Below are 26,780 nucleotides of genomic sequence, written 5' to 3' on the forward strand. Positions count from 1 at the left end.
GTGGCCGTCGTTTGCCAGAGGCTGGTCGGCTGGTCGGAACGGCTGCTTCCGGGTACCAGGGCAGGTCGAGCCTCCCGGTCAGCTCGCCGATTTAGACGCAGCGCCGCGAATGGCAGCGTTGTGCCCAAAGCCGAAATTGGTCGGGTGGCAGCAGGAGGCTGGTTGCGGTCTCTCGTCGCCAGCTCGTCGTGCGGCAGCTATGGACCGTGAAGCGGTCGTCTGGCCAAGCTACGGGCAGCAGCTCAACGCCGAAGTTCAGCGGGCAGCGAAGCGTCCGCTGCAATGACCGGTTGGGCCTCAACGATGGGAAGCCATGCGTCATGCTCTTCTAACCAGTCATGGACTATTAGGAGTTGTTCGAGATCGAAAGCCGGTTGGCTAAGCTGCTTGAATTCGAACCGGTCCGACATGGACGGGGCCATTGACCTAAAGATGACGTTGTTCGCCAGCATCTCGTGCGCGATGTAGTTCCGTTGCTTCACGAACCTCTTGAGTAGTTCGATGTAGTCCGCTCGGAATCCGCGTGAGGCGAGTTCTGACGCTACTTTTCCCAGAGTCCACTTCTCCATTTCCGCGTCGTCAATTCCACACCGCCTGTTCAACAGGTTCTTCAGGCCGAATTCCAAGATCTGCGCTTTGCCCATAAGTAACGCGAAGCATTCGAACGAATTTCGCTCCCCGTAGCTTCCCAAGTTGATCAAGACCTGGCGCTGAAGCTCGGATGGGTCGAGTTGCGGCGGTGCGAGAGGCGCCGTCATCTTTGATGCCCAACGTGGAAGGTGACGGCCGAGCGGGCGCTCAGCAACCGAACCGCAAACGCCCTGGCCGTCAGGCTGCGCCCGTGGACCCGAGCAAGCCGGCCAGCTTTCCGACCTCCGGCTCGATCTCATCACGAGTGGCATAAAGCGGTGCGGCCGACGCCATCCCGGAGATTTTCATAAGGTAGACCATGCCGCCGAAGACGAGCCCAAAGAGTAGCCCGCCTATCGCGCCACCTATGCCGCCTTGCACCAAGCCATACAGGGCTCCTCCGGCTGCAAGAAGGCCCCAGATCCAGCGCCCGATGCTCGTCGCCACCTTCATCTTGTCGCCGGCTTTGACGAGTTCTTCCACATCGTTGAACTGTCGACCACTCGCCTGGTTGGCGACGGCATACACGTAGCTCAACCCCTTCGCGTTCGGAAAGGCGTTGCTCACGGCATTCTCGGTGTAGGCATAGAGCATGGCGATGCGCTGACCCACTACGACGCCGCGCGCGCACTCGTTGTGGACGATGGCGTTGTTGATCCGGTCAATCTGACCGCCATCAGTTCGGATCTCCAAGAAGGAGTACACGCGGCACTCGTTCTCGTTGATGGACTTGCCGGCTTCAATCAGCTCGCCGACGGTGGTAAGGATCTGTCGCATGGTTTGGCTAGAGGGCGTGTCTTGGGTTGTGTGCGCGTTCTGAGGGATGCGCGCTGCTGTCTGGAAAGCCCAGTGAAGGCTACCCGAGGTAGTCGCATCAGTAGCTTTCCGCAAAGCCTCGCATGTGCGCTGAGTCACAGTTTCAGTGCCTCCAAGAAGGGTTGGGCTATCGGTTGGGGACCTAATCGGCCTTGATGAGTCGCTTAGATTTCCCAAGGGAAACAGCCTTCTCGCAAGAAAGGCCGCGACCGGCAACGCAGCGTCACTTCATGCTGGGAGCTGACGTATGGCGAGCCAGCGTCCAGCTGAACGCTTTCCGGGCACCCCCGCGTTGACCCATCAAGGCCAAAAGCCCCGCGCTCAGCAGCGCGAGTGGAGCGGGCTCGGGCAGCTCGTTGGCGACGCCCATCGGAGTCAGGACGAAGACCGCCCAGCCGCCCACGTTGTCCAAACCCGAAGCGAGGATTTGTCCGGCGTCATTGATGTCCAGCGACGAACTAAGCACCCATCCGAACTGGTCATCCTCAACCAGCGAGGTGAGATCGTGCTCCACCCCGTCGAACCACACTGAGGCGCGGCTGCGCCCGTTCGACGAGCGGGTCGAGCCAACAATCACGCCGTGATTGTTGATATCGACCAGGTTTGCGACTCCCATGTCAGTCATCGAAGTTCCGTCCCACAGGAACGAACCGCTCGGACGACCTTCTCCATAGTGGATCGCACCAACGACCTGCCCTAGATCGTTCACCCCGGTGGCATGGCTGGCCAGGCCGTCGAGGACACCGAGATCCGTAGCAACACCGGAGGCGCTCCAGACCATAGCGTGACCCACCACGCATCTAGCTGCCCCAGGCCATTCCATGCACTGATAGGTCGGATCCCCCTGTATCCCGCTCACGCCCACCGCGATGCCGGTGTCGCTCAGTGCTGCCACGCTGCTTTGCGAGCCGCCCGCGGTTCCGAGCTCAATGACCTGCGATCCTGACCAGATCGTGGCCCGCCAAGTCGAGCTGTGCCCAGCAACAACCCCTTGGTTGTTGATTGCAGATGCAACGCCGTCAAACACAGTCGCGGCGCCGTTCCGAAGCACCACTACTTCATAACCGCTCGTTGACAGCACGTTGACCACGATGTCGCCAGCATCATTGATCGCCACTGCTTGTGCTTGTGAGTACGGGTCGCCGGTGATATTGGAGAACCGGCCGAGGTTCGTCGCATCGCCGTTTTGCCACAGTGTTGCGGCAGTACTTGGCCCCCTCAAGTCCCTGGTGTATCCGACCACCTGCCCAGCGCCATTCATCGCGCCGGCGTGAAAGCTGATCGGAGACCACGCGCTTGGCGGCGCGGGCACTGCCGTCGGGTCAGCGACTGCCTTAAGCTGGGTTACCGAGTACGTTGGGACAGGAACTGCCCATGCCCCTGCTGCAGACGCGATGAGTGAGAAGCCGGCGGCAAAGCGTGCAAATGGTTTCATTGTTCGTCTCCCTATCTGCACAGTGTCTCCCAGCTTGGTGAGCCCGCCGGCCCCCATCCCCCCGTCCACGGGAGAAGCAGCGTATGACACGGGCTCGGGTAAATTTGCGCCCATCTTGCGAGAACCGTCATGACGCTGAACCAGTCCATTTCTGCTGTTTTTTCCATCGCGCTTCTCTTCAGCGGCCACGCTAGGGCGGTTGATCAAGCTCAAATCGACGAGGTGACAGCGGCATACCCGGTCCAGAAGTTGATGACGCTGGAGGACACCAAAAGGCGGTACGCGCTTACTGGGCTGTACAAGAGCAAGGAAGACGAGACCCCCGTTATTGCTTTCGCCGAAGTGCACCTCGAGAAGAACGGCGTGTCGGTGGCGTTCCGGCTGAACCTCACATGTGCCCCGACGGACCTTTCGGACCGCACGCGGCCGCTGCCCCAGCAGGTCATCTCTGTAGGCAACCAGAAGGTGGAGGCCTACTGGGTCTGCAGCAGGGAGCCAAGCGGCGAAATGTCGAACCTGTTCCTCATTAAGTCGGACGCTGGAAAGACGTTCGTGAATGGCGAGTTCTCGAAGGAAGGCTTGGTGTTCGTCAGGCTCAATGGAACCCTCGTGCCTTTCAACGCGAAGGGTTTCAGCCAAGCGCTATCCGCAGGCGGGGGCAAGGCGCTGTAGCTTCCCTACGGAATAAGCTCCGCAGGGCGAGGCTTCTAGGGGGCAGCGGTTTGGCTGCCTGCCTGCACTGCAAACCGCAGGCGCCTAAAAACAAAGTTTCGAACTCGGCGCAGGACAAAGCCTGCCAGGTCCATCCAGGCGATGCGGGCGGGCCGATGTCGAACTGGGCCTGCTGTAGGGTCACGTCGCGATGAAGCCACGGTCACGCCAGCGGTCGGCGACGAAGTCCTCGAAGTTGTAGCCCTCGCCGAGCTCCAGTCTGTCGGCATGGTCGCAGACGATGATTTGCGGCTTGTTGCCGACCTCCTGTGCCGTGTCATCACAGAACTTGGCCAGGATGGTGAACATCTTGGCGACGGTATTCAAGTCGTCATCGGCCGTCGAGATGCGTGTGTGCGTGTCCACAGGCGAGTTCGCGGCGCGTGTCGCGGGCTCGTCCGCAGTCTCTTCGGACTGCGGGCTGCCGGGCGCACTGGCGGATGTGTTGTCCTGGTTCGCGCGCAATTGGGCAGCATTGAATTCCTTGCCGTAATCGGCGGAGGGGAAGTAGACCTGCGTCGGCTGGTCGAGAAACAGCACCGGCGGCAGCTTGCAGTCGGCGTAGGCTGCAAACTGGTAGTGCAGGGACAGGAACAGCGTCAGGTGCGAATACAGCCAGTTCGCGCCACTACCCATCGACCGCAGGAAGACTTTCTTCTCCGGCGCGCCGTTTACCCCCGGTGTCTCATGCCATAGGTCGAAGGAATCGATGTCGAACTTCAGGGATCCATTCTTGTAGGAGTCCTCGAAGTCGAAATGTGTGCCGACGATCTCCAGGCGCCGGTTGATATCGCGCTGCAAGGCCAGCAGCCGTGGCGCGACATCGAGCAAAGCCATCTTCGATTTCAGGTCCGCCACCCGGTCCTGGAGCAACTTCACCAACTCCGTGGTCTCCGTGGGCGGACTCTCGATGCGGCGCTCAATGGCGATTTCCAACTTGAGCTTGGCTTTCTGCGCTGCCGCATCGACAGATTTCGAGCGCTGCAGGCGGTCGGCCTCCTGGTCCAGTGGCCGCAGTGTGCGTTCGACCTGCCACAAGGCCTGGCGCGCCTTCTTGAGTTGCTCGTCAATGTCCCGACGCTCCTGGCCAAAGCCCTCGCGGGCATAGGCTGAGACCTTCAACTCACCGTTGAGCCAGTGGATGGCCGCCGAGAGTCTGTTGGCCTCATCTTCGGCGGCTTCCGAGGGTGACGCACAGACCGGGCAAACGGCATGGTCCAGATGGGTCGCTTTCGGGATGGGCAAATCAGTCATGGCTCCGGCGAATCCCTCGACTTGCTGTGTCGAGACGTCAAGCAGGTAGCGAGTGTTCAGGGCCTTCTGGATCTCGGCCATGAGTTCGGCCTTGCGTGTCCGCAGTTCCTTGCGGGTGGCGTCGAAGGTATCGGACTGCCCATCGACCGTGACGGCGATGCCCGTTAAGCGTTCCAGGGCCTGCGCCGGGCGCATCCAGATTTCTTCGGCGGTCAACTCTGTCAGCGGCGTGCCCGCCAGGGCGTGGAACTCACGCAGATAGCCCGCCACCTCTCCGATGCCGGCCGATCTGATCTGCTCCTGCTTGGGGATGACGGCCAGGGCACGCTTGAGCTCGGTTTCAGCTTCGGCGAGTTCCTTGGCCAAGTCGAAATAGTCTTCACCCACGATCCCCATGAAGATCTTGAAGTGATCGATGGCCTGTTCGCGTTTTCGCTTTTCGTCGAAGCGGTAAAAGATCGCATGCCGGTTGGCCACCAGGTTTTGATGCTGGAGCATGAACGAGGCAAAACTGCGGATGGAAGGCGTCGGGCTTTTCTGACCCATGAGCTGCTTCTGCAGCGGGTCGGTGTCGATGTCGTCCATGGTGACGCCGAAGTATCGCCCCAGGCTCTTGGAGAATTCGATCCGGCTAAGCTGGTATTGCGCGGTGAAGAAGTTGTCCACGTCCTTGATGTAGGCCAACACATGCCTGGCCTGCTCGCCACTGACTTCTCTCAGGAAGCATTGGTTGGCGTTGCCTGCCTTGCGGCCGGCGACGACTGCCATTTCGGAAAAGCGCCATACAGTAAAGAATATCTGCGCCCGCTGGGTAATAATTCCCTGCGGAATCGTGTCTTCGGAACTGCCCATGCAGTAGTCGAAGATGTCGAGAATGGCACTTTTGCCCTTTGAAGACTTGCCGGTGATAATATTCAAGCCCTGCTTGAATTTCACACTGTGCGACTCATTTTCATGATCGATCACGCCGATGTATCGAACATAACATTTCATAGCGACTTCAGTCCCAGCAGTCTATAAATGGTCACGACACTCTCATTCCGGAACACCATGGCAAGCTGACGCGCACAACGCAGCATCTTGGGGTCTGCATTCTCTGAATGTTGGTTTTCACTGACGATAACAGACAGGTCGTCGCGGAGTTGGAGGCTCTCATCCGAGCGCAATATCAACAGCGCCTTGTTGGTGATGGGCTTGTATTCCGAGATGCGAAGCGGCAAGCCGACCAATCGGGAGGCCTCGGATGTCATGGTCCGGATCGAACTGGTTCGATTGGCAGTATGCAAATAGTCCTGCATCGCGGGAAATGACACTAGGGGCAGAACTAAATAGCTCAGCAGGATGTCTTTCTCCAGCGGCTCCCTGTTCAGGTAGAAGCTTTGGATCACTGGCGCGAGCGCAAACGCGTTGCGATGCAAGGTATAGAGGTGATCGGCGGCGGCATTCATCATTCCCAGAGTTTCCAGTGAAATTCTTCGTCCTTATTTTCTGGATTCTCGTCGGCCAGCATGTGATATATGCCATTGCGGAATTCAGGCATGGTATTTGCCATGGCGCAAAAAGGTTCCGTCGAAGCTCTCAGACGTGTCAGGTAGAACCTGAGTGACGCCTTCTTGAGAGCCGCGTCGTCCTGCAGGCCGTCGCAATCCAGAATGGCCGCTTCTCGCTCCACAAAATGGTTGCTGCGGTGGTTGTGGAGATAAAGGTCAAGAGAGGGCTTGATGGGAATCTGATCCTTGAGGAGCCCGGAAATCGTGTCCTGCGCAAACAGGCGGTGCAGGGCCGCGTGCTTGAGATATTTTTCGCCCCCAATCTCGAGGATTTTCCTGGCGAAGAGCATGGGCCTGATTACGTCGATATCGACTTTTTCTTCCAGCGGCCGAAGATCTCTCAAAGGGAACTCTTGCGGATGCTTCATGCACGAGGAGTTCAGAGCAGTCAGCTTGGCGGTGAACGCCTCGTGGGTGATCTTCCAGCCGTTCAGGACGAGTTCGGTGCTGAACATGAAGCCCAGCAAGTCATCCAGGTACTGTTGCTGCAGCGACGGTCGTATGGCTTTGAGGTAGCGGGTCTTGTAGCTGTCGATGCGCTCAGGCAGGGCGTCTTCGCCCGGGATGATGAGCATGCGTTCCAACACCTCCATCAGCGCCGCGCGGCTCTCGGGCGCTAGTACCTCCTGCTGTAGTGCCCGCGCCTTCGACGGCTTGCGGGCCGTAGTTTCAGCAGTTTGGACGGCCTCGTACTGCGGCTCGGGTGGCTCCTCCATTTGCGACCGCGGCGCGCCAGCCCCGTCGGTGCCGATCTCCTGCATGCGCTCAAGCCGCTGAACAGCGGTCAGGATGTTCCAGTCCTTGAGGCGGCTCTGGGCGCCGAACTCCTGAGTCGTCAGAAGCACCAGGGACTTGTAGCTCCTGCGGTCAAACCGCTCATGCAGCCAGTTCCGGGTCGTGTTCCAGAAGTTCTGGTGGCTGTCGGTCAGCTTGTCGCTGTAGTGCTTGACCTCGATCTGCGTCTTGCCCGGCACGGTGACATCGCCCATGGCTTCAATCCATAGGCACTCTCCGGGCATGAGGTAGTGGCACTGTTCTACGGCCACGAGCAACTGGTACTGCAGCGCTACGAAAAGTACAGTTGCATCGACGGGCAGAGCTTGCGTATCGGTCTGCAGCTGTCTGGACGGAGGTGGCACGGGCGGTGTCGGATGCAACTCGGAGTCTCCTGTTTCCTCTGTCTCTGGCGGCTGGGCTTATGGAGCATGCCCGCAGTCACCATCCGGCGCGGCCTGCATAGGTCAGGAAACGGCCAGTGCTGGCATTGATTCTTGACATGTAAACAGACTGTAATTGGAACGCTTGGGCTGTTGACCACGCTGGCTGCATCAGGTTTTCAGATATGAGCGGCGAGCCCGGTTGCTCTCAAGTGTCTGCTCTTGCTGGCAGCCGTCATTCAGGGGAAGGCGGCCGAACAGCAGCTCACAGCCTGGACCCGTAGTTCGACCGAGGTCTGCTTCGGGCACTAAGCAGCCGCAGTGGTCGCTTGCGCATTCAGCAGCAACTCGCAGCGGCTTCCCACCCGCTTCAAAGTGAAGCGGTCATCGGCCGATGACCGCCTGCAGTGCCCGGTGCGCAGCGAACGCCGCGAGTGTGGTCTGGTCGGGGGCACCGTAGTCGATGACCTTCAGTGGCGTCTTGGCCAACCAGAGCGATTGCGCTAGCAGTGTTCGATCCGGGAAGTCGAGCAGCCCGACTTGAAGCTGAAATGCCAAGTCGTTGAGCGACCCCAGGACGCGACGGTTCGCCGTCTTTCCAACGGTCCAATGTTGCATGGCACCGCGCTCGGCAGTCGCATCGCCCGCTGGAACGCCGATGGCGGTGAGCATCGGCTCCAGGGCCTCGCAGAGCCGCTGAACGAGGGCTCGACCATCCCGTGCCGGCACCACTACAGGCAGCAAACTCCGCTCACTGACAGCGAGCACCACCTGGATTCGGCCTACGCGGATCAGATTGGCGTACCAGTCGCCCAGCACGGTATCCGCCGGAGCTGGATCTGAATCAGGCGTGGCGTTGAGACGATCGAGGAGTTTCTGAGTGCAGCGAAGGACAAACACGATGCGGAGCCTGGGAGGCAAGCGCCAAGTATCGAGCCTGGCCAATGTTCGCTATCAGCAGTAGTGCGGTCGTACCTCGCCCGGGACATCGAATGCCCGGTGACGGGCGTCGCCGCCACTCGGGACTTCAACATCGACTGACTCAGATCAGCCTGAAAGCGACGCTCGCTCATAGGCGCGCTGCTGAGCCCGTCAGATTCAGCACGTATTGATGAACCTCCCGGCCCGCCGCCGCCTCATCGCGCGTTCGTCCGCAATCCGCACCATGCGAGCCAGCTCGCTGCAGATGGTGAAGAAGCGCAGGCCAACGTCCTGACGCGCCAGCGGCGCCACTCTGGCGCGGCGGCGGGTCGGCTGCAAGGCCCCGTCACCACGACCGAGCTCCGTGAGAGAAGCCGGCCGATACGGGCGGCTGCTGATGCCGCTCCCGCTTCAAGGAGTTATGGCCACCTTCAGCACGCCGTCGCGCTGGTGGCCGAACAACTCGTAGGCGGCTTCGATGTCGTCGAGCTTGAAGCGGTGCGTCACCATGGCCTCCAGGTTGACGCGGCGCGCAGCGATGACGGTCATCAGGCGGCGCATGCGCTCCTTGCCGCCGGGGCACAGCGTGGTGACTATCTTGTGGTCGCCCAGGCCGGCCGCGAAGGCACCGAGCGGTATGGTCAGGTCGCTGGAGTACACGCCCAGGCTGGACAGCGTGCCGCCCGGCCGCAGCACGCGCAGGCAGGCCTCGAAGGTCTTCTGAGTGCCTAGGGCCTCGATGGCCACGTCCACGCCACGGCCGTCGGTCAGCCGCATGATTTCCTCGATGGGCTCAACCTTGCTGGCGTCGATGACATGGTCGGCACCCATCTGTGTGGAGATGTGCAGGCGATTGGCGAGGCGGTCGACACCGATGACCGTCGACGCGCCGCTGAGCTTGGCGCCGGCCGTGGCGCACAGGCCGATGGGGCCTTGCGCGAACACGGCTACCGTGTCGCCGATGCGCACGCCCGCATTCTCGGCGCCGCTGAAGCCGGTGGACATGATATCGGGGCACATCAGCACCTGCTCGTCGCTCAGCGTGTCGGGCACGGGCGCAAGGTTGACCATGGCGTCGGGAACCAGCACGTACTCCGCCTGACAGCCGTCGATGGTATTGCCGAAGCGCCAGCCGCCCATGGCCTTAAAGCCGTGCGCGGTGCCTGCGCCGTCCTGCGAGCCACAGCCGCACAGGCAGGCGGTGCTCCAGCCGCTGGGCGTGATGGCACCGGCAATCACGCGCTGGCCCTCGCGGTAGCCACGCACGCCGGAGCCCAGCTTCTCGATGACGCCCACGGGCTCGTGGCCGATGGTGAGGCCACGCTCGACGGGGTACTCGCCCTTGAGGATGTGGATGTCGGTGCCGCAGATGGTGGTGGTGGTGACGCGGATCAGCGCGTCCTGCGGACCGACATCGGGGATGCGCTTGTCTTCGAGCACGATGCGACCGGGCTCGACAAAGACGGCTGCTTTCATCATGGCCATGGCAATTCCTCCAGAGGGCGCTGCGCGCCTGGAAGGGTTCCACGGCGTCGGGCCACGTCGAGTCGCCGGTTGACCGGGCACCGAGCGTGGAAGCGCGTTGGCAGGTTAGGCCGCGAAGACGCGCGCCGGTTTGAGCCAGATCAGGTTTGCAGCAGGCCGTCAGGGGCAGCGCAGGAAAACGCCTTGCACGGTGCACGAGCCCCTGGGGCCGACCAGGCCGGGCCCCACGCGCGTCAGCGTGGCACCGTCGCTGGTCGTGCAGGTGGCAGCGTTGCAGTGCGTGACGGTGACAGGCGGCGGCTCGGCGCGCGGCAGGTCCAGCGGCGGCAGCGGGCGCGGTTGCGCGCGCGGCGGCAGCGGCTGCGCGCGGGCTGGGGCGGCGGGCAGCAGCCAAGTGCGCTGAGACGGCGGCGGCGATGTGGTCAACCCGCCCAGGCAGGCATCGGCAACGCGCTGGCGCAGCGGCTTGAGCTTCGCGGCCACCTCGTCACGCTGGCGGGCAGGTGCGGACGCGGCACTCTCCACGAGCGCATCCTCGGCCAGCTCCAGCGCGGCAATCGACGTGCGGCAGGCGGACGACCCGGGCAGGTCTTCCGCCTGCGCTGCTGCGTGCAGTGCCACGCACCACAGCCCGCACAGACCCGACACCAGGCACGACGATGCTTTCATCATGGGTGGATCTTGCGCCGTTTGCCGCGCCAGCGCTTGTAGGCCAGGGCCGGCCGTTCAGGTCCGACCGTGCCGGGCCTGCATCTGCAACGCCCCCAGGCCCACCATCGCGGCCAAGGCATAGCCCGCCACGCTGGCGGGCTGCGCGTCGCCGCTGAGCCCCAGCATGTCCAGCGCCGCGACGCCCGTACGCTGCAGGTTCACGTACAGGCCGAACAGGAACAGTGCCAGGAAAGTGCGCGAGCCGTGCGTCAGCCGCCCCAGCAACACGGCTGCCACGCTGAGGCACAACAGGCCGGACACGCAGGCGGCAGCGCTCAGCGGCGCATGCCAGGCCCAGCGCCACAGCGCCGGCGCGCTCACCAGCAGGCCCAGTCCGAAGGCCGCGAGCCCCTGGCGCCAGCCGCGCTCCACCGCGCCGCCGGGCACGGCGCTGGCCAGGGCCAGCGTGCCGCTTTGCAGGTCACGCGCACTGACATCCGCCACTGCGACGCCCCAGGCGGCGAGCACCACCGCCAGCACGCCGTTGATCGTCTCATCTGGCACCAGGGCCGACGCGAGGGCGCCGCCCGCCATCACCAGCGCCAGCAGCGGCTGGCTGACCAGCACCAGGCTTACGTCGGCCAGCAAGCGGCCGGGCCTGCCGGGCAGGTGGGCGCCCAGGCGCATCGGCATAGCCAGCAACCGGGTGAACGGCTGCATCAGCGGGCGCAGCAGCCACTGCAGCGCCCGGGTTGCACGCCAGCGGCCCGCGGTGGGGCGCCGCTTCACGCGGTCTGGCGCATAGCGGTGGAAGCAGAGCGCGGCGGGCAACAGCGGCAGCAACGCCAGCAGCATGGAACCCACACGCAGCGCCACAAGCTCGCGCGTCCACAGGCCCTCGGGCATGTGCAGCAGCGGCAGCGTGGCGTCGAACGGGCCGCCGCCCACCTGCACGCTGGTCACGTCCATCAGCCCGCTCAGGCCCACCAGCAGCGGCGACACGCCGTTGATGTCGAACACCTGCCAGCCACTCAGCTGGATGGCGCCCTGCCCCAGCGCCGCGGGGATGAACGCGAACTGTGCCATCCACAACACCCAGTACAGCAGGTCGCCGCGCTTGCCCATCAGCGGCGCCCAGGCGTCGGACAGCACGGCCAGGCTGGCGCACAACATCAGGCCCGGCGCAAGACCGAGCGCCAGCATCTGCAGGTAAGGCAACGGCTGCAGCGGCCCCTCGCCGCGCACCAGCTGCAGCACCCAGACGGTCAGCATCACCACCATGCCCAGCGAAAGCAGAAAGCCGAACGCGCCCAGCCAGCGCACGCCCAGCAGCTGCGCATTGGTGACGGGTGTGGCGGCCAGCACGCCGGCCGTGCCGCAGCGCACGTCTTCCTGGCTGCGCCCGCGCGCGAGATAGAAGCCCGCCAGGCCGAACATCAGCGACGCGATCAGCGTGGTGGCGAAAGCCAACGCCTCGCTGTCGTAGGCCACGCGCTGCTGGTGCACCACCATCATGGCGGCGCCGCTCCTGGGGTCCAGCACCATCAACCAGGTGGCGGCCACCGCCGCCAGAACGATGAGAAGCGTGCTCACGCGCCGGCTGCGCAGCCGCCATTCGTTGAGCACGAGCGCCTTGGCAAGCGCGGTGTTCATGCGGCCACCCGCGCATCGGCATAGCGCTGCGCCATCAAGGCCTCCTCCAGGCTGGCCTGCACCGGCTGCGCCTCGGCGAACGGCTGCCTGGGATGCACCATGCGCACCTGCATGCGCCCGCCCTGCGGCTGGGCCTGCAACACGTGCACGTGCTGGCGCAGCGCCTCGTAGTCCGCCGGCGCGAGCGACGCCGCCCAGACCTGGCCCGCCGCGCGCGCCAGCACCGCTTCGGGTGTCTCGAACGCCACCAGCCGGCCCTGCCGCAGTATGGCCAGGTGCGACGCCAAGTTCTCGACGTCCGACACGATGTGCGTCGACACGATCACCAGCCGGCGCCGCCCCAGGTCGCCGAGCAGGTGTCGCAAGCGCAACCGCTCCTCGGGGTCCAGGCCCGCGGTGGGCTCGTCGACGATGAGCACGTCGGGATCGTTGAGCAGGGCCTGCGCGATGCCCAGCCGCTGGCGCATGCCGCCGGAGAAGGTCATCGCCGGCCGGTGCGCCTGTTCGTGCAGGTTCACCAGCGACAGCAGTTCATGCAACCGGCGCGCGTCGCGCACGCCCTTCAGCGCGGCGAAATACTGCAGGAACTCCAGCGCCGTGAGGTGCGCGTAGACGCCGAAGTCCTGCGGCAGGTAGCCCAGGCGGCCGCGCATCAGCGCGGGCCTGGCGACGATGTCCTGGCCGTCCAGCAGGATGGCGCCGCTGGTCGGCTTGCACAGCGTCGCCAGCATCTGCATCAACGTGCTCTTGCCCGCGCCGTTGTGGCCGATGAGGCCCACGACACCCGGCTGCAGGTCCAGCGTCACGCCGTCGACGGCGTTCAACTTGCCGAAGCGCTTCACGACATCTTGCATCTGCAGCATGGCCAGCTCCTGTTGTGCGTTGCACACAGGGTAGGCAGGCGGCCAGGCGCCGCGAACGCGCTTCCGACAGACCGCAGCGCATGCGGCTCAGGCGGGCAAAAACCCGGGGCGGACGCGCGCTGCGTCAGCGCCGCAGGGGCTGCAGCAGGCCGCGCAGGTCGTTGTGATCCAGCTCGTACATCAGGGCCAGCAGGCGGCCGATCTGGCCTTCCGGGAAGCCCTCGCGGGCGAACCAGCCCAGGTAGTTGCCGGGCAAGTCCGCGAGCAGCGTGCCCTGGTGCTTGCCAAACGGCATCTCGGTGGTGACGAGCTTCAGAAGGTCATCCGGGTTCATCGCCGCAGTGTCGCCGCGGGGGCGACCTCAGTGCGACATGCGGAACATGCCCACCGCCCGCACCAGCTCCAGTGCCTGGCTCTTGAGGCTGGAGGCCGCGGCGGCCATCTCCTCGACGAGCGCGGCGTTCTGCTGGGTCGTGCGGTCCATGCTGGACACCGCGCCGCCCACCTGCCCCACGCCCTCGCTCTGCTCTGCGCTGGCGGTGCTGATCTCCCCCATGATGGCCGTCACGCGGCCGATGCTGGCCACCACTTCCTTCATCGTGGTGCCGGCCTGGCCGACCTGCTCGGCACCGGCCTCTATGCGCGCGACGCTGTCGGAGATGAGGTCCTTGATCTCGCGGGCCGCCTCGGCGCTGCGGTGCGCCAGCGCGCGCACCTCGCCGGCCACCACGGCAAAGCCGCGGCCCTGCTCGCCGGCACGTGCGGCTTCCACGGCGGCGTTCAGCGCCAGGATGTTGGTCTGGAACGCGATGCCGTCGATGACGGACGTGATGTCGGCGATACGCTTGCTGGCCTCACTGATGCCGCGCATCGTGTCCACGGCCTGCTCGACGACCTCGCCGCCGTGGCGCGCCACGCTGCTGGCGGTGGTGGCAAGCGCGTTGGCCTGGCTGGCGTTGTCGGCGTTCTGGCGCACGGTGGCGCTCAGCTGCTCCATGGACGACGCCGTCTGCTGCAGCGCGCTGGCCTGGGTCTCGGTGCGCGACGACAGGCTGTGGTTGCCCTGCGCGATCTCGGCGCTGGCCAGCGACAGGCTGTCCGCGCCCTGACGCACGGAAGACACCAGCGATCGCAGGCCGCCCTGCATGGAGGCAATGGCCTGCAACAGTTGGCCAAACTCGTCGCGGCCGTTCGCGTCGATGGCGGTGTCCAGGTTGCCCTGGGCGACGTCGTTGATCAGCGTGACGGCGTGGTTCAGCGGCACGACGATCGTGCGCGTGATGGCGAACGCCGCGATGCACGACAGCACCACGATGAGCGCGCAGCTCCCGGCCAGCATGAGCATTCGGCTGGCGTGCACCTCTTGCTGCTCGGCAATGAGGCGGGCGGAGGTTTGGGCGGTGTAGTCGATGTAGTCGTCGGTGGACTTCACCAACGCGGCCAGCAGCGGGCGGCAGCGCTCGTTCATGCGGCCGATGGCGGCCTCGCGGTCGCCCGAGAACACCAGGCGCAGGATGTTCTCTGCGACGAGGGAGTACTGCATCTCGATCTGGACGATCTCGTCCACCCGCCGGCGGGCCTCGGCCGGCACGCCGGCGCGGCCGGACATCTCCTGCAGCGCGTCCAGCGACTTGCGCACGTCCGCCACGGCGGCCGTGACAGCGTCCTTCTCCAGCGCGGCGTCTTCGGGCTTGGTCACCAGCACGAGGTTGCGCGCGGCGATGGCGCGGCGGTCCACCGCCAGCCGCACCTGGTTGGCGGCGGCAGCACGGGCTTCCACGCCATGCACGTAGCCGCTGAACTGATCGGCATCGGCCTTGCTGGCGTGCAGCGATGCGGCGGACAGCACCACAATCAGCAGGATCAGCAGCCCGAAGGCGCCGAGCAGCTTGGACTTGACAGACAGGTTGTTCCAGAACGACACGGCAGCTCTCCCAAGTGGTTGGCGACGATCCCGGATGACACGGTGATCGAACGGTTGTCATCTTCAGCCGCCCGCACCGCCCGCACGAGCCGGTGATGCCTGACTGGCGCACCCACGGTTTGCCCTTCCTCCCGTAGGCAATTTGCCTACACGGCGTACCTGCGGCGGTCTTGATGCGGCCGTGGCACGCGCCCCTCGAATCTTGATGAGGCCTTGAGGCGGCGACGCCTAGATTGGCAAACCTCGCAACACCGCCGGCATCCCGCCGGCCGCTCTGATGAGATCCATCGCCGTGCTGCAGCATGAAGCGCTGCAAGGCCCCGACTTCCTCGCCCACTGCCTCCAACAGCAGGGCTGGTCCACCCGGATCTTCCGACCCGACAAAGGCGAACCCGTACCGCGCCAGGCCCGCGACTTCGCCGGCCTCGTCGTGCTGGGGAGCGACCACAGCGTGCACGACCACCTCGACTGGATCGCGACCGAGCGCGCGCTGCTGGCTGACGCGCTGGCGCACGACGTGCCCGTACTGGGCCACTGTTTCGGCGCGCAACAGTTGGCCGTCGCCGCCGGCGGCAGCGTGTGCCGCAACGCCTGGCCCAACATCGGCTGGAGCCGCGTGTGGCTCACGCCCGACGCCCGCGAGATGTTTCTGGGAGCCGCCGAGCTGCAGGTCTTCAACTGGCACTACGACACCTTCGCGCTGCCGCCCGGCGCCCGACGCACGATGTACGGCGCGCACTGCCTGAACAAGGGTTACCGCCTCGGGCCGCACCTGGGCTTCCAGTGCCATCTGGAGGTCACCGAGGACGGCGTGCGCCGCTGGTGTGAATCCGGCCGCGCTGAAATCGCCGCGCACCCCGGCCCGGCCGTGCAGACCCGCTCGGAGCTGCTGCGCGACCTGCCGCTGCGCGCCCGGCAACTGCAGCGCTTCGCGCGCGAAGCCTACCGCCGCTGGGCCGAGTCGCTGCCGCGCCCGCCGGTGTCGTTTGCAGGCGGCGTGGCCAGGTTCTGAAGCGGGCTCATTCGCAGACCGAGACGTCGATGCCGCGGTGCCCCGTGCGCGCCTCGATGTTGCTGACCGCGCGTTGGAGGCGGCCCATCCAGCGGCGCACCGAACCATCCGGCAGCCGCTCCTCGCGCACGCACAGTTGGTTGTCGATCGCCATCGCCATGCGCTCCTGGGCGGTCGGCCGGGGCGAGTTGGAGCGCGGGTCCTGCGTGGCCGGATTGGCCAGCGCGCCGCGCAGCACCTCCCGGGACGGCACCAGCACCAGCGGCGCCACCGCGGGCGGACCGGCCGGGGCCGCGCCCACCCCGGGCGCCGCTGGGGCGTCACCGGCGCCCGCAGTGAGCTCGCCCGACGACACCGGTACGGGCGCTGGCGCCGCCGCCGCAGGCCTGGCATCCACCCGCCGCGCTGCCGGCGGCGCCGGTTTCTCGGCCGCGGGCTGCAAGGGCACGGGCAAGGGCAGCAAGCGCACCACCGTCCGCCACGACGGCGCCGCCGGCTCGCGGTCCGCCAGCGCGCGCCACACCAGCCAGATCGCCAGGCCATGCACCGCCAGCACCAGCGCCATGCCGGCGGCACGCGAGCGCCGCAACCGCATCAGGTCCGCAGCCGGTAGCCCACGCCCGCCTCCGTTACCAGCCATTGCGGCCGGTTCGGGTCGGCTTCGAGCTTCTTGCGCAGGTTGGCCATATGCACGCGCACGTAATGCACGTCTTCAGCATGGCCCGGCCCCCACACCGCCTTCAGCAGGTGCTGGTGCGTCAGCACGCGACCCGGCGCGCTGGCCAGCTCCTGCAGCAGCCGGTACTCGATAGGCGTGAGGTGCAGTTCCTCGCCGTCTCGCGTCACCGTGCGCAGCGCGCGGTCGACGGCGACGGGCCCGAAGCGCAGCACCGGGTCGGCCGCCTGGCCGCCGCCGCTGCGGCGCAACTGCACGCGCACGCGCGCCAGCAGCTCGGCCACGCCGAAGGGCTTCACGAGGTAGTCGTCGGCGCCGGCATCGAGCGCCTGCACCTTGCGCTCTTCGCCGTCGCGAGCGGACAGCACCAGCACCGGCGACTGCGACCAGCCCCGGAACTCGCGGATGAAATCCAGCCCGTCGCCATCGGGCAAGCCCAGGTCCAGCACGACGAGTTCGGGCCGGCGCGTGGCGGCATCGATGAGGCCGCGCTTCAGCGTGGCCGCATCGAACACCTCCATGCCCTCGCTCTCCAGCGCCATGCGCACGAAACGCCGGATCTCCGGCTCGTCTTCGATCATCAACACGCGCGCTGCGTTCATGGGTGCACCCTTCGGCCTGCGGCCTGTCTTGCCACGCGGGATCGAGCTTGCTTGGGACTGCCCTGCGCTGCGCTCACTCAGGTCTTTCCTGCGGAGGCTGGCCGAGTGGCAACTCGATGCGCACACACGCCCCCCCCGCCGCCGGATTGTGGGCGCTGATGCGCCCGCCATGCGCCTCAACGATGGCCTTCGCAATCGCCAGCCCCAGGCCCACACCTGGCGTGGCGCTCTCGCGGTCGCCTCGCTCGAACTTGTCAAACAACTGCGCCTCGCGGCCGGCGGGGAAGCCGGGCCCGTTGTCGGCCACGTCGATCTCGATGTGGCGCCCGGCCGTGCTCGCGCTGATGCGGATGGCGCCGCTGGCGTACTTGGCCGCGTTCTCCAGCAGATTGACGAGCACGCGCTCGATGAGCACGGCGTCCAGCGCCACCAGCGGCAGTTCGGGCGACAACGTCACCACCACCTCACGCCCGGCCAGCACTTCGTCAAGCCCGGCCAGCGCGCTGCCCACCACCTCCTGCAACGGCAGCCACTGCCGGTTCAATTGCACGGTGCCGGACTGCAGCCGCGCCATGTCCAGCAGGTTGCCCACGAGCGCGCTCATGCGCAGCGCCGAGCGGCGCATGGCGTCGGCAACATCGGCTTGGCTGCCGTTCAACGGCGTCAGCCGGAGCGCATCGGCCAGGCCCACCAGCGCTGCCAGCGGCGTGCGCAGGTCGTGCGAGATGGCCGTCAGCAGCGAGTTGCGCAGGCGCTCCGACTCGATCTGCAGCGTGCTGGCCTGCGCTACATCGATGTAGTGAATGCGCTCCAGCGAGATCGCCAGCAGCGCGGCGCAGGTGTCCAGCAGCTCACGCTGCTCAGGTGACCAGCGCCCACCCCTGCCCTCCACCGCCAGCACGCCGCGCAGCCGCATCGGCGCGGTCAGCGGCAGCATCAGGCAGGCGCTGGCCGGCAAGGTGTCGGTGCCCTGCCCGGCCGGCTGACCGTGGTCGAAGGCCCACTGGGCGACGCCCAGGTCCGGCTGGGTGTTGGCCCCGGGCAGGACGGCCAGCACCTCGCGGCCCGGCGTGGCACCGGCGGCGGGCGTCAGAACGGCGGAGGCGGTGCCGAACTCCGCGCGCAGAAAGCGCGTGGCGATCTCGGCCACCTGCTCGGGCACCAGCGCCGCGCCCAGGTCGCGCGACATGGCATACAGGCCCCTCACTCGGCGTTCGCGCTCCTGCGCCGCCCGCGCCTGCGCCTGCAGGCCGGCAGCGAGCTGGCCGATGACCAGGCCCACCAGCAGCAGCACCGCGAAGGTGATCAGGTACTGCGCGTCGCCCACCGCGAACGACCAGCGCGGCTCGACGAAGACAAAGTCGAACGCCGCCACGCCCAGCAGCGCCGCCAGTGCGGCCGGCGCGCGGCCGAAACGCAGCGCCACGCCGACGACCGTGAGCAGATAGAGCATGGCGATGTTGGTGGGTTCCATGAAGCCCAGCAGGAGCGCGTGGCCGGCCACCGTCACCCCCAGCGTGCCGGCCAGGCCCGCCGCATACCCGCGCAGCGCGTGGGGCGCCAGCAGACCCAGCTCGCGCTGCGGTGGCGGCTGCGGCGACCTGGCATGTGTCGGCAGGGCCACCTGCAGCACGTCCATCTCCTCGGCGAGGTGGCTCAGTGCCTCGGCCAGCGTCGGCCGGCCCGGCCAGCGCCAGGCGCGCTCGCGCCGCCCGACCACAAGGCGGGCCAGGTTGTGCTCGCGGGCATAACCAACCAGCGCCGCACCAATCTCCGGCGCCGACAGCACCGCCGTGCGCGCACCCAAGCTCTGTGCCAGCTCCAGCGTTCGCTGCACGCGCTGGCGATCGGCGTCGCTCGAGCCTCGCGCCGTCTCCACATGCACGGCGTGCCAGTCCAGCTCCAGCTGCTGCGCCAGGCGCGCCGCGCTGCGCACCACCTTGTCACTGGCCGCGCCCGGGCCCACGCAGGCCAGCAGCGACTCCCGGTTGGGCCACACGGCCCCCCGGCGCACGTCCGTGTGCTCGCGCCGCCAGGCCTGCATCTGGTCGTCGACACGGTCCGCCGTGCGACGCAGCGCCAGCTCGCGCAGCGCCAGCAGGTTGCCTTTGCGGAAAAAGTTGGCCGCAGCACGCTCGGCCTGAGCGGGCAGGTAGACCTTGCCCTCCTTCAGCCGCTGCAGCAGCTCGTCGGGCGGCAGGTCCACCACGACCACCTCGTCGGCCTCGTCGAAGACCTTGTCGGGCAGCGTCTCCCACACGCGGATGCCGGTGATGCCACCGACCACGTCGTTCAGGCTTTCCAGGTGCTGCACGTTCAACGTGGTCCACACCTCCACCCCGGCCTCGCACAGCTCCTGCGCGTCCTGCCAGCGTTTGGAATGCCGTGAGCCGGGCGCGTTGCTGTGCGCCAGTTCGTCCAGCAGCAACACGCCGCCGGGTTCGGCCGCACCCCAGCCGAGTGCGGCGTCGAGGTCGAACTCACGCAACACCTGGCCCTTGTGCGCGACGTCGCGCAGCGGCAGCCGCTGCACGTCGCGGGCGATGGCCTCGGTGTCGGCCCGCCCATGCGTTTCGACCACGCCGATGCGCACCACTCGGCCCTGTTGCTGCGCCGCGTGCGCGGCGGCCAGCATCGCGAAGGTCTTGCCGACGCCAGCATTGGCGCCGAAGAAGATCTTCAGCCGGCCGCGCCGGGCCGCTGCCTCGTCGCGCTGGACCTGGGCCAACAGCGCGTCGGGGTCGGGCCGCGTGTCCGTCACAACCAGCGCAGGCGCTTGAAGCGCCAGTAGAGCGCCCCGCTGACCAGCGCGATGGTGGCCAGCGCCATCGGGTAGCCGTAGGCCCATTTCAGCTCGGGCATCTTCTCGAAGTTCATGCCCCAGATGCCCGCCAGCGCAGTGGACGCCGCAAAGATGGCGGCCCAGGCGGCCAGCCGCTTGGTGACCAGGGACTCGTCGACGGTGACCAGGGTCAGATTGACCTGCGTGGCGGCGATGATGGTTTCGCGCGCAGCGTCCAGGCTGCCCTGGATGCGCACCAGATGGTCGTAGACGTCACGGAAGTAGTCCTGCATGGACTTGCAGACCATGGGCACGCGGCCGCCATGCAGCTTGGCGGCCACCTCCAGCAGCGGCGTGACGGCGTGCCGCAGCGTGGCCAGTTGCTGCTTCAGTGCAAACAGCTTCTGCACGACCGCCTGGCGGTCCTGCTGCGGCTGGAACATGGTGGCCTCCAGCGATTCCAGATCGCCCTCGATGCGCTCCATCAGCGGGATGTAGCGGTCCACGACCGCGTCCATCAACGCATACAGCACGAAGCCTGGTCCCTGGCGCAGCAGCTCGGGCTCACGCTCGGCGCGACCGCGTACGCCCAGGAAGCCCTGGTTGCTGCGGTGCCGCACCGACACGACGAAGCGCGGCGCGACGAACACGTGCACCTCGCCCACCTCCAGCCCGTCGGGGCCGGACTCCAGCAGGTGCATGGCGGCGAACGTGATGTCGCCGTACTCCTCGATTTTGGGGCGCTGGTGCCCCTTGCGGGCATCTTCCACGGCCAATGGCGGCAGGTCCAGCTCATGCTGCAGTCGCGCCAGCTCGTCGTCGGTCGGGTCTCGCAGGGCGATCCACACGAAGCCGGTGGGCTGGGCGTGCAGCGCCTCGGACACATCGTCCAGCGCAGGCTCGGCCACCATGCGGCCATCGTCGTAAACGGCGCTGTTGATCAGCATAGGGACGTCAGGGGATACGGGAACATCGCTTCATCCTCGCACGAGCACGGCGCCACTGCTGCCACTGCATCAGGCCCCAGACCGCCGCGAGCGGCAGGACGACGGCGGCCAGGGCAAGCAGCGCGTGCAGCCAGTCCACGCCCGCGCCTCAGCGTGAGGCCGCGGGTGCCGACGCGTCCAGCGCCAGGTTGAGCTGCAGCACCTGCACGCGCGGCTCGCCGAGGAAACCCAGCCAGCGGCCCTCGGTGTGGCGCTCCACCAGCGTCTGCACCGCCGCCACCGTCAGGCCGCGGGCGCGGGCCACCCGGGCCACCTGGTAATCCGCGGCGGCGCGGCTGATGTGCGGGTCAAGGCCGCTGGCCGACGTGGTGACGAGGTCCACCGGCACGGGGGCGGTGTTGCCGGGGTCGGCGGCGCGCAGCGCTGCGATGCGGGCGGTCACCGCGTCGGTCAGCGCCGGTGCCGTGGGCGCCACGTTGGAGCCGGCGGAGTTGGCCGCGTTGTACGGCATGGGCGCAGTGGCCGACGGGCGGCTCCAGAAGTGGCCGGGTTCGCTGAAGCCCTGGCCGATCAAGGCCGAGCCGACGGCCTTGCCGTCCCGCATGACCAGGCTGCCGTTGGCCTGCTGCGGAAACACCGACTGCGCGATGCCGGTGACGAGCAGCGGGTAGGCCAGGCCCGTCAGGAGACTCAGCAGCAAGAACAACGTCAGCGCCGGCCGCCACAGCGGTGCGGGGGTGGGGGCTGTGCCGGCGGCGGGAGAGGAAGGGGTGGTGGACATGAAGCAACTCCAGGTCAGAAGGTCTTCTTCAGGCCGACCACCAGGCCAGTCCTGCCGAGAAACTTGCCATTCGCCGGGCTGGCGTAGGCGGTCTTGCCGGCATCGGTGCCGACGAGGCTGCCGCTGAGCACCAGGCCGGCGAAGTCCTTGGCCAGCGTCATCGAGTAGTCTGTGTACGAGGCTGCCGCATGGCGCCTGACGGTCTGGTGGCCCACGTGCGGCGTCAGCGTCATGCCATCCCCCAGGTCGAAGCTGACCGTCACGTCGAAGTAGCCGGAGCCCCTGCTGTCCGCGAAGCCGAATAGGTCGGTCGTGCTGTGCGAGTACTTGGCGGTGAGCGGTCCATAGGTCAGCGCGCCGTACACCTCCCGCGTGTTGGCGCTGGGGTTGAGCTGGTTGCCGGGGTAGGCGTAATGCAGCAGGCCCACGTCCAGCGTCAGCCCGGTGGCCACCTCTGCCTTGTAGCCGCCGTAGACATCGACCTCGGCCTGGGCATCGCCGCCCGCGTCCCGGATCCACTTGATCGTCGACGCCCAGGCGCCGCCATAGAAGCCGTTCGTGGCCGCGTAGTCCAGGCCACCTTGCAGCGCCGGCTTCAGCCGCGTTTGCGAGATGCCGCGGTAGCGGTAGTCGCTGACAGCGCCGACGTTGAAAGAGAGGTCTCCCGCCCAGGCCGGCAGCGCCAGCGTCAGTGCGAGTGCGGAAACAAGAGTTTTCATGGGAAGGACGAAGAGTTTCAGGCCAGGCCCAAGGCGACCAGGATCAGGTCGATGGCCTTGATGCCGATGAAGGGAACGATGACGCCGCCGAGGCCGTAGACCAGCAGGTTGCGGCGCAGCAGCGCGGCAGCGCCGATGGCGCGGTAGCGCACGCCCTTGAGCGCCAGCGGGATCAGCACGACGATGATCAGCGCGTTGAAGATGACCGCGCTGAGGATGGCCGAGCCGGGGCTGTGCAGCTGCATCACGTTCAGCGCAGCCAGTTGCGGGTAGGTGGACACGAACGCTGCCGGCAGCACAGCGAAGTACTTGGCCAGGTCGTTGGCAATCGAGAACGTGGTCAGCGAGCCGCGCGTCATCAGCATCTGCTTACCGGTCTCGACCACCTCAATGAGCTTGGTGGGGTTGCTGTCGAGGTCGACCATGTTGCCGGCCTCCTTGGCGGCCTGCGTGCCGGTGTTCATGGCCACGGCCACGTCGGCCTGGGCCAGCGCGGGTGCGTCGTTGGTGCCGTCACCGGTCATGGCCACCAGCCGGCCCTGCGACTGCTGCTCGCGGATCAGCGCCAGCTTGGCCTCGGGCGTCGCCTCCGCCAGGAAGTCATCCACGCCCGCCTCGGCGGCGATGGCAGCCGCCGTCAGGCGGTTGTCGCCTGTCACCATCACCGTCCTGATGCCCATGCGGCGCAGCTGCGCGAAGCGCTCGCGGATGCCGGGCTTGACGATGTCCTTCAGCTCCACGACGCCCAGCACCTGGGTGTCATCGGACACCACCAGCGGCGTGCTGCCGCGGCGCGCGGCTTCGTCCACGCTGGCCTGCACGCTGGCGGGCCAGCGACCGCCCAGCGCCTCGACGTGCGCGCGCACAGCGCTGCCGGCGCCCTTGCGGATCTGGCGGGCCCCGAGATCCACGCCGCTCATGCGCGTCTGCGCCGTGAAGGGCACGAACTCGCCGCGATCGCTGGACGTGGTGGACGTCAGGGCCGCGCCGCACTTGCGCTCGGCCAGCGCGACGATGCTGCGGCCCTCGGGCGTCTCGTCGGCCAACGAGGCCAGGCGCGCCACTGTGGCCAGTTGCGCCTCGCTGGCGCCCTGCACGGGCCAGAAGGCGTCGGCCTGGCGGTTGCCCAGCGTGATGGTGCCGGTTTTGTCCAGCAGCAGCACATCCACGTCGCCCGCCGCCTCCACCGCGCGGCCGGAGGTGGCGATGACGTTGGCCTGCAGCATGCGGCTCATACCGGCCACGCCCACCGCCGACAACAGTCCGGCGATGGTGGTGGGGATGAGGCACACCAGCAGCGCCACCAGCACCACCAGGCTGACCGGCTCGCCCGCCCCCGCGACCGCGACGCTGAACTGCGAGAACGGCAGCAGCGTGGCCACGACGCCCAGGAACACCAGCGTCAGCGCCACGAGCAGGATGCTCAGCGCGACCTCGTTGGGCGTGCGCTTGCGCTTGGCGTTCTCGACCATGGCGATCATGCGGTCCACGAACGTCTCACCCGGGTTCACTGCCACGCGGGCGATGACCCAGTCGGACAGCACGCGGGTGCCGCCGGTCAGCGCGGAGAAATCGCCGCCGCTCTCACGGATGACGGGCGCCGATTCGCCGGTGATGGCGCTCTCGTCCACCGAGGCGACGCCGTCGATGACCTCGGCGTCGGCCGGCACCACGTCGCCCGCCTCGATCAGCACGACCTCGCCCTTGCGCAGCGTGCCCGCCTCACGGGGATGCCACTGCAGCGCATCGCGCGAGGTGCCGGGCGCCCAGCCCTCGGCAACCTTGGCCCATGTTTCCTTCTTGAGCCCGCGCAACGACGCCGCCTGCGCCTTGCTGCGGCCCTCGGCCAGCGCCTCGGCGAAGTTGGCGAACAGCACCGTGAACCACAACCACAGCGTGACGGCGACGGTGAAGCCGCTGGGCTGGGCGATGGACAGCGCCGTCGTGAAGGCGCTGCCCAGGTAGACGACGAACATGACCGGGTTGCGCGCCTGCGTGCGCGGGTCCAGCTTGCGGACTGCGTCCACCAGCGCCGCGCGGGTCAGCGCGGCGTCGAACAATGACAAAGACATCGCGCTCATGCAGCGCTCCAGAGGATGAGGTGCTCGACGACCGGCCCGAGGGCCAGTGCCGGCACATAGTTCAGAAGACCGACCAGCAGCACCACGCCGATCAGCAGCGCGACGAACAACGGGCCGTGGGTGGGCAGCGTGCCCTCGCCCGCAGTCAGCCGCTTCTTGGCCGCAAGCGACCCGGCCAGCGCCAGTACCGGCACGATGACGCCGAAGCGGCCGATCCACATCACCAGTCCCAACGCCAGGTTGTAGAACGGCGTGTTGGCAGACAGGCCCGCGAAAGCGCTGCCGTTGTTGTTGCCGGCGGACGAGAAGGCGTACAGCACTTCACTGAAGCCGTGCGCGCCAGGCGCGGCGATACCGACCCGACCCGGTGCCGCCGACACCGCAACCGCCGTGCCGATCAGCACCGCCAGCGGCGCCAGCAGGATGGCCAGCGACACCATCTTCACTTCGAACGCCTCGATCTTCTTGCCGAGGTACTCGGGCGTGCGGCCGATCATCAGCCCGGCCACGAACACAGCCAAGATCGCGAACACAAGCATGCCGTAAAGGCCCGAGCCGACGCCGCCGAACACCACCTCGCCCAATTGCATCAGCACCAGCGGCACCGCACCGCCCAGCGGCGTGAAGCTGTCGTGCATCGCGTTGACCGCGCCGCAGCTGGCAGCCGTGGTGATGATGGCGAACAGGGACGAGGCCTGGATGCCGAAGCGCGCCTCCTTGCCCTCCATGTTGCCGCCCGGCTGCGTGGCGCTGGCGGTGGAGTCCACGCCCAGCGCAGCCAGACGCGGGTTGCCGGCCTGCTCTGCCGCGGTGGCCGCCACGACCGCGACGACGAAGATCACCGCCATCGCGCCCAGGACGGCCCAGCCCTGCCGCATGTCGCCCACCTGACGACCCAGCACGAAGCACAGCGCCGCGGGGATCAGGAAGATGGCCAGCATCTGCAACGCGTTGGTCGCAACCGTCGGGTTCTCGAACGGGTGTGCCGAGTTGGCATTGAAGAAGCCGCCGCCGTTGGTGCCCAGCATCTTGATGGCGAGCTGGGACGCGACCGGGCCGACGGCGAGCGTCTGCTGCTGGCCGCTCCTGTCTACCAGGACCGGCTGGCCTTGTGCGTCCTTCAACGGCTGGCCGTCGCCGCCTGCCTGGGGCTCCTGCCAGGTCTGCTGCTCCAGCGTGGTGACCTGCTGGTAGGGCTTGAAGGTCTGCACCACGCCCAGGCCGGCCAGCGCCAGCGCGAATGCGAAGGACAGCGGCAGCAACACCCACAACGTGGCACGCGTCAGGTCGGCCCACACATTGCCGACGGCCTGAGCGCCGTGGCGGGCAAAACCGCGCAGCAGCGCGCACACCACGGCAATGCCGGTGGCGGCCGACAGGAAGTTCTGCACCGTCAGCGCCAGCATCTGCGTCAGGTAGCTCATCGTCGACTCGCCGCCATAGCCCTGCCAGTTTGTGTTGGTGACGAAGCTGATGGCAGTGTTGAACGCCGAGTCCGGCGCAACGGCACCCATCCCCTGCGGGTTCAGCGGCAGCACGGCCTGAAACCGCTGCAGGGCATAGACCGCCAGCACGCCCAGCGCGTTCAAGACCACCAGGCCCAGCGCGTAGCGCAGCCAGCCCTGCTCGTGGTCGGCATTGACGCCGGCCAGTTTCAGCAGACCGCGCTCGGCGCGCTGCAGCCAGGCCACGCGGCCCTCCATCGCGGCGTGTATCCACCGCGCCAGCGGCCAGGACAGCGCCAACAGCGCCCCCATGAAGGCGATCAACTGCATCCATGCAGAGCTGGTCATGATTGCCCCTCCCCCGATGAGTCCATCGGTCGGTCCCCCGAGGGGACGGCCGCGTGCTTGGGACGGCCCAGCGCAGCGCGGCTCATGACAAGTCCTCCGGGAACAGCAGCGCCCAGAACAGATACCCGACCAGCCCGACGACGAGCGCGGCAGCGGCAAGCTCGAAGCCACTCATGACTTCACCCCTGCCAGCTTGGCGCAGCCCCAGGCCGCGAGCGCGGTCAGCAGCGCGAGTGCCGCGCACAGACCGATAAAAACGATGTCCATCACACCTCCATGACGATGGAGGTCATTCTGGAAATCGCGCCGTCAAAGCCTCGACAAGATCGAGGCGGGC

The 26,780-nt window shown here is 66.9% G+C and carries 24 protein-coding genes; 2 read left to right on the top strand and 22 right to left on the bottom strand.

Going from position 1 to position 26,780, the window contains the following annotated elements:
- Positions 1 to 242: 242 nt before the first annotated feature.
- From ACG02S_RS21780 to ACG02S_RS21790, 3 genes are all read right to left on the bottom strand, one after another.
- Positions 243 to 758, bottom strand: a complete 516-nt coding sequence (locus tag ACG02S_RS21780) for a hypothetical protein (protein ID WP_394472598.1) — start codon at positions 756 to 758, stop codon at positions 243 to 245.
- A 70-nt stretch (positions 759 to 828) separates the two neighbouring features.
- On the bottom strand, positions 829 to 1,407 hold the full coding sequence (locus ACG02S_RS21785) for a hypothetical protein (RefSeq protein WP_394472599.1): 579 nt from the start codon (positions 1,405 to 1,407) through the stop codon (positions 829 to 831).
- 262 nt (positions 1,408 to 1,669) lie between these two features.
- Positions 1,670 to 2,881 carry a hypothetical protein gene (locus ACG02S_RS21790; protein WP_394472600.1) on the bottom strand — a complete coding sequence of 404 codons (1,212 nt, stop codon included), beginning with the start codon at positions 2,879 to 2,881 and terminating at the stop codon, positions 1,670 to 1,672.
- Between the two features lie 129 nt (positions 2,882 to 3,010).
- Between ACG02S_RS21790 and ACG02S_RS21795 the strand changes: the two genes are divergently transcribed.
- Positions 3,011 to 3,553: a hypothetical protein gene (locus ACG02S_RS21795; RefSeq protein ID WP_394472601.1), complete on the top strand. Its 543-nt coding sequence runs from the start codon at positions 3,011 to 3,013 to the stop codon at positions 3,551 to 3,553.
- A 180-nt stretch (positions 3,554 to 3,733) separates the two neighbouring features.
- Here ACG02S_RS21795 and ACG02S_RS21800 read toward each other — a convergent pair whose 3' ends face one another.
- From ACG02S_RS21800 to ACG02S_RS21845, 10 genes are all read right to left on the bottom strand, one after another.
- A complete protein-coding gene (locus tag ACG02S_RS21800) occupies positions 3,734 to 5,839 on the bottom strand; it encodes a DUF3732 domain-containing protein (protein ID WP_394472602.1) in 2,106 nt (701 codons plus the stop codon).
- Positions 5,836 to 6,297, bottom strand: coding sequence for a three component ABC system middle component (locus tag ACG02S_RS21805; RefSeq protein WP_394472603.1), 462 nt, complete (start codon positions 6,295 to 6,297; stop codon positions 5,836 to 5,838). Before ACG02S_RS21805 ends, ACG02S_RS21800 begins: the two co-directional genes overlap by 4 nt.
- Positions 6,294 to 7,385 carry a hypothetical protein gene (locus ACG02S_RS21810; RefSeq protein WP_394472604.1) on the bottom strand — a complete coding sequence of 364 codons (1,092 nt, stop codon included), beginning with the start codon at positions 7,383 to 7,385 and terminating at the stop codon, positions 6,294 to 6,296. The genes ACG02S_RS21805 and ACG02S_RS21810 overlap by 4 nt, the downstream gene beginning before the upstream one ends.
- Positions 7,386 to 7,937: 552 nt before the next feature.
- Complete coding sequence (locus ACG02S_RS21815) at positions 7,938 to 8,453, bottom strand: DUF6933 domain-containing protein (RefSeq protein ID WP_394472605.1); 516 nt, start codon at positions 8,451 to 8,453, stop codon at positions 7,938 to 7,940.
- Positions 8,454 to 8,885: 432 nt separating this feature from the next.
- Positions 8,886 to 9,959: an NAD(P)-dependent alcohol dehydrogenase gene (locus ACG02S_RS21820; RefSeq protein WP_394472606.1), complete on the bottom strand. Its 1,074-nt coding sequence runs from the start codon at positions 9,957 to 9,959 to the stop codon at positions 8,886 to 8,888.
- 159 nt (positions 9,960 to 10,118) lie between these two features.
- Complete coding sequence (locus ACG02S_RS21825; RefSeq protein WP_394472607.1) at positions 10,119 to 10,631, bottom strand: hypothetical protein; 513 nt, start codon at positions 10,629 to 10,631, stop codon at positions 10,119 to 10,121.
- 54 nt (positions 10,632 to 10,685) lie between these two features.
- A complete protein-coding gene (locus tag ACG02S_RS21830) occupies positions 10,686 to 12,263 on the bottom strand; it encodes a hypothetical protein (RefSeq protein WP_394472608.1) in 1,578 nt (525 codons plus the stop codon).
- Positions 12,260 to 13,126 (bottom strand): ABC transporter ATP-binding protein, encoded by an 867-nt coding sequence (locus tag ACG02S_RS21835; RefSeq protein ID WP_394472609.1) that lies wholly within the window; start codon positions 13,124 to 13,126, stop codon positions 12,260 to 12,262. Before ACG02S_RS21835 ends, ACG02S_RS21830 begins: the two co-directional genes overlap by 4 nt.
- A gap of 124 nt (positions 13,127 to 13,250) precedes the next feature.
- Positions 13,251 to 13,460, bottom strand: coding sequence for a DUF3820 family protein (locus tag ACG02S_RS21840; RefSeq protein WP_394472610.1), 210 nt, complete (start codon positions 13,458 to 13,460; stop codon positions 13,251 to 13,253).
- A 27-nt stretch (positions 13,461 to 13,487) separates the two neighbouring features.
- Complete coding sequence (locus tag ACG02S_RS21845) at positions 13,488 to 15,050, bottom strand: methyl-accepting chemotaxis protein (RefSeq protein WP_394472611.1); 1,563 nt, start codon at positions 15,048 to 15,050, stop codon at positions 13,488 to 13,490.
- 277 nt (positions 15,051 to 15,327) lie between these two features.
- On the opposite strand from ACG02S_RS21845, the gene ACG02S_RS21850 reads away from it, so the two are divergent.
- On the top strand, positions 15,328 to 16,062 hold the full coding sequence (locus ACG02S_RS21850; protein WP_394472612.1) for a type 1 glutamine amidotransferase: 735 nt from the start codon (positions 15,328 to 15,330) through the stop codon (positions 16,060 to 16,062).
- A gap of 7 nt (positions 16,063 to 16,069) precedes the next feature.
- Here the strand turns inward: ACG02S_RS21850 and ACG02S_RS21855 are convergent, their stop codons facing one another.
- The 9 genes from ACG02S_RS21855 to kdpF form a co-directional block, all read right to left on the bottom strand.
- Entirely contained in the window at positions 16,070 to 16,657 is a 588-nt protein-coding gene (locus tag ACG02S_RS21855) for a hypothetical protein (RefSeq protein WP_394472613.1), read from the bottom strand.
- Positions 16,657 to 17,340 carry a response regulator gene (locus ACG02S_RS21860; protein WP_394472614.1) on the bottom strand — a complete coding sequence of 228 codons (684 nt, stop codon included), beginning with the start codon at positions 17,338 to 17,340 and terminating at the stop codon, positions 16,657 to 16,659. Before ACG02S_RS21860 ends, ACG02S_RS21855 begins: the two co-directional genes overlap by 1 nt.
- A gap of 73 nt (positions 17,341 to 17,413) precedes the next feature.
- Positions 17,414 to 20,101 carry a DUF4118 domain-containing protein gene (locus ACG02S_RS21865; RefSeq protein WP_394472615.1) on the bottom strand — a complete coding sequence of 896 codons (2,688 nt, stop codon included), beginning with the start codon at positions 20,099 to 20,101 and terminating at the stop codon, positions 17,414 to 17,416.
- A complete protein-coding gene (locus ACG02S_RS21870; protein WP_394472616.1) occupies positions 20,098 to 21,069 on the bottom strand; it encodes a magnesium and cobalt transport protein CorA in 972 nt (323 codons plus the stop codon). The genes ACG02S_RS21865 and ACG02S_RS21870 overlap by 4 nt, the downstream gene beginning before the upstream one ends.
- Positions 21,070 to 21,217: 148 nt before the next feature.
- A complete protein-coding gene (gene kdpC, locus ACG02S_RS21875) occupies positions 21,218 to 21,850 on the bottom strand; it encodes a potassium-transporting ATPase subunit KdpC (RefSeq protein WP_394472617.1) in 633 nt (210 codons plus the stop codon).
- A gap of 14 nt (positions 21,851 to 21,864) precedes the next feature.
- Complete coding sequence (locus tag ACG02S_RS21880; RefSeq protein WP_394472618.1) at positions 21,865 to 22,569, bottom strand: TorF family putative porin; 705 nt, start codon at positions 22,567 to 22,569, stop codon at positions 21,865 to 21,867.
- A gap of 17 nt (positions 22,570 to 22,586) precedes the next feature.
- On the bottom strand, positions 22,587 to 24,650 hold the full coding sequence (gene kdpB, locus ACG02S_RS21885; RefSeq protein WP_394472619.1) for a potassium-transporting ATPase subunit KdpB: 2,064 nt from the start codon (positions 24,648 to 24,650) through the stop codon (positions 22,587 to 22,589).
- Entirely contained in the window at positions 24,647 to 26,443 is a 1,797-nt protein-coding gene (gene kdpA, locus ACG02S_RS21890; RefSeq protein WP_394472620.1) for a potassium-transporting ATPase subunit KdpA, read from the bottom strand. Before kdpA ends, kdpB begins: the two co-directional genes overlap by 4 nt.
- A gap of 82 nt (positions 26,444 to 26,525) precedes the next feature.
- Positions 26,526 to 26,618 carry a K(+)-transporting ATPase subunit F gene (gene kdpF / locus ACG02S_RS21895; RefSeq protein WP_394472621.1) on the bottom strand — a complete coding sequence of 31 codons (93 nt, stop codon included), beginning with the start codon at positions 26,616 to 26,618 and terminating at the stop codon, positions 26,526 to 26,528.
- Positions 26,619 to 26,780: the final 162 nt, after the last annotated feature.

Source organism: Pelomonas dachongensis (assembly GCF_043555865.1).
GTDB classification, from domain to species: Bacteria; Pseudomonadota; Gammaproteobacteria; order Burkholderiales; family Burkholderiaceae_C; genus Pelomonas; species Pelomonas dachongensis.

What these genes read in the sequence shown, in the direction of transcription:
- ACG02S_RS21780 (WP_394472598.1), bottom strand. Translation starts at nt 758, where the DNA reads ATGACGGCGCCTCTCGCACCGCCGCAACTCGACCCATCCGAGCTTCAG.
- ACG02S_RS21785 (WP_394472599.1), bottom strand. Translation starts at nt 1,407, where the DNA reads ATGCGACAGATCCTTACCACCGTCGGCGAGCTGATTGAAGCCGGCAAG.
- ACG02S_RS21790 (WP_394472600.1), bottom strand. Translation starts at nt 2,881, where the DNA reads ATGAAACCATTTGCACGCTTTGCCGCCGGCTTCTCACTCATCGCGTCT.
- ACG02S_RS21795 (WP_394472601.1), top strand. Translation starts at nt 3,011, where the DNA reads ATGACGCTGAACCAGTCCATTTCTGCTGTTTTTTCCATCGCGCTTCTC.
- ACG02S_RS21800 (WP_394472602.1), bottom strand. Translation starts at nt 5,839, where the DNA reads ATGAAATGTTATGTTCGATACATCGGCGTGATCGATCATGAAAATGAG.
- ACG02S_RS21805 (WP_394472603.1), bottom strand. Translation starts at nt 6,297, where the DNA reads ATGATGAATGCCGCCGCCGATCACCTCTATACCTTGCATCGCAACGCG.
- ACG02S_RS21810 (WP_394472604.1), bottom strand. Translation starts at nt 7,385, where the DNA reads ATGGGCGATGTCACCGTGCCGGGCAAGACGCAGATCGAGGTCAAGCAC.
- ACG02S_RS21820 (WP_394472606.1), bottom strand. Translation starts at nt 9,959, where the DNA reads ATGGCCATGATGAAAGCAGCCGTCTTTGTCGAGCCCGGTCGCATCGTG.
- ACG02S_RS21825 (WP_394472607.1), bottom strand. Translation starts at nt 10,631, where the DNA reads ATGATGAAAGCATCGTCGTGCCTGGTGTCGGGTCTGTGCGGGCTGTGG.
- ACG02S_RS21830 (WP_394472608.1), bottom strand. Translation starts at nt 12,263, where the DNA reads ATGAACACCGCGCTTGCCAAGGCGCTCGTGCTCAACGAATGGCGGCTG.
- ACG02S_RS21835 (WP_394472609.1), bottom strand. Translation starts at nt 13,126, where the DNA reads ATGCTGCAGATGCAAGATGTCGTGAAGCGCTTCGGCAAGTTGAACGCC.
- ACG02S_RS21840 (WP_394472610.1), bottom strand. Translation starts at nt 13,460, where the DNA reads ATGAACCCGGATGACCTTCTGAAGCTCGTCACCACCGAGATGCCGTTT.
- ACG02S_RS21850 (WP_394472612.1), top strand. Translation starts at nt 15,328, where the DNA reads ATGAGATCCATCGCCGTGCTGCAGCATGAAGCGCTGCAAGGCCCCGAC.
- ACG02S_RS21855 (WP_394472613.1), bottom strand. Translation starts at nt 16,657, where the DNA reads ATGCGGTTGCGGCGCTCGCGTGCCGCCGGCATGGCGCTGGTGCTGGCG.
- ACG02S_RS21860 (WP_394472614.1), bottom strand. Translation starts at nt 17,340, where the DNA reads ATGAACGCAGCGCGCGTGTTGATGATCGAAGACGAGCCGGAGATCCGG.
- ACG02S_RS21870 (WP_394472616.1), bottom strand. Translation starts at nt 21,069, where the DNA reads ATGCTGATCAACAGCGCCGTTTACGACGATGGCCGCATGGTGGCCGAG.
- kdpC (WP_394472617.1), bottom strand. Translation starts at nt 21,850, where the DNA reads ATGTCCACCACCCCTTCCTCTCCCGCCGCCGGCACAGCCCCCACCCCC.
- ACG02S_RS21880 (WP_394472618.1), bottom strand. Translation starts at nt 22,569, where the DNA reads ATGAAAACTCTTGTTTCCGCACTCGCACTGACGCTGGCGCTGCCGGCC.
- kdpB (WP_394472619.1), bottom strand. Translation starts at nt 24,650, where the DNA reads ATGAGCGCGATGTCTTTGTCATTGTTCGACGCCGCGCTGACCCGCGCG.
- kdpA (WP_394472620.1), bottom strand. Translation starts at nt 26,443, where the DNA reads ATGACCAGCTCTGCATGGATGCAGTTGATCGCCTTCATGGGGGCGCTG.
- kdpF (WP_394472621.1), bottom strand. Translation starts at nt 26,618, where the DNA reads ATGAGTGGCTTCGAGCTTGCCGCTGCCGCGCTCGTCGTCGGGCTGGTC.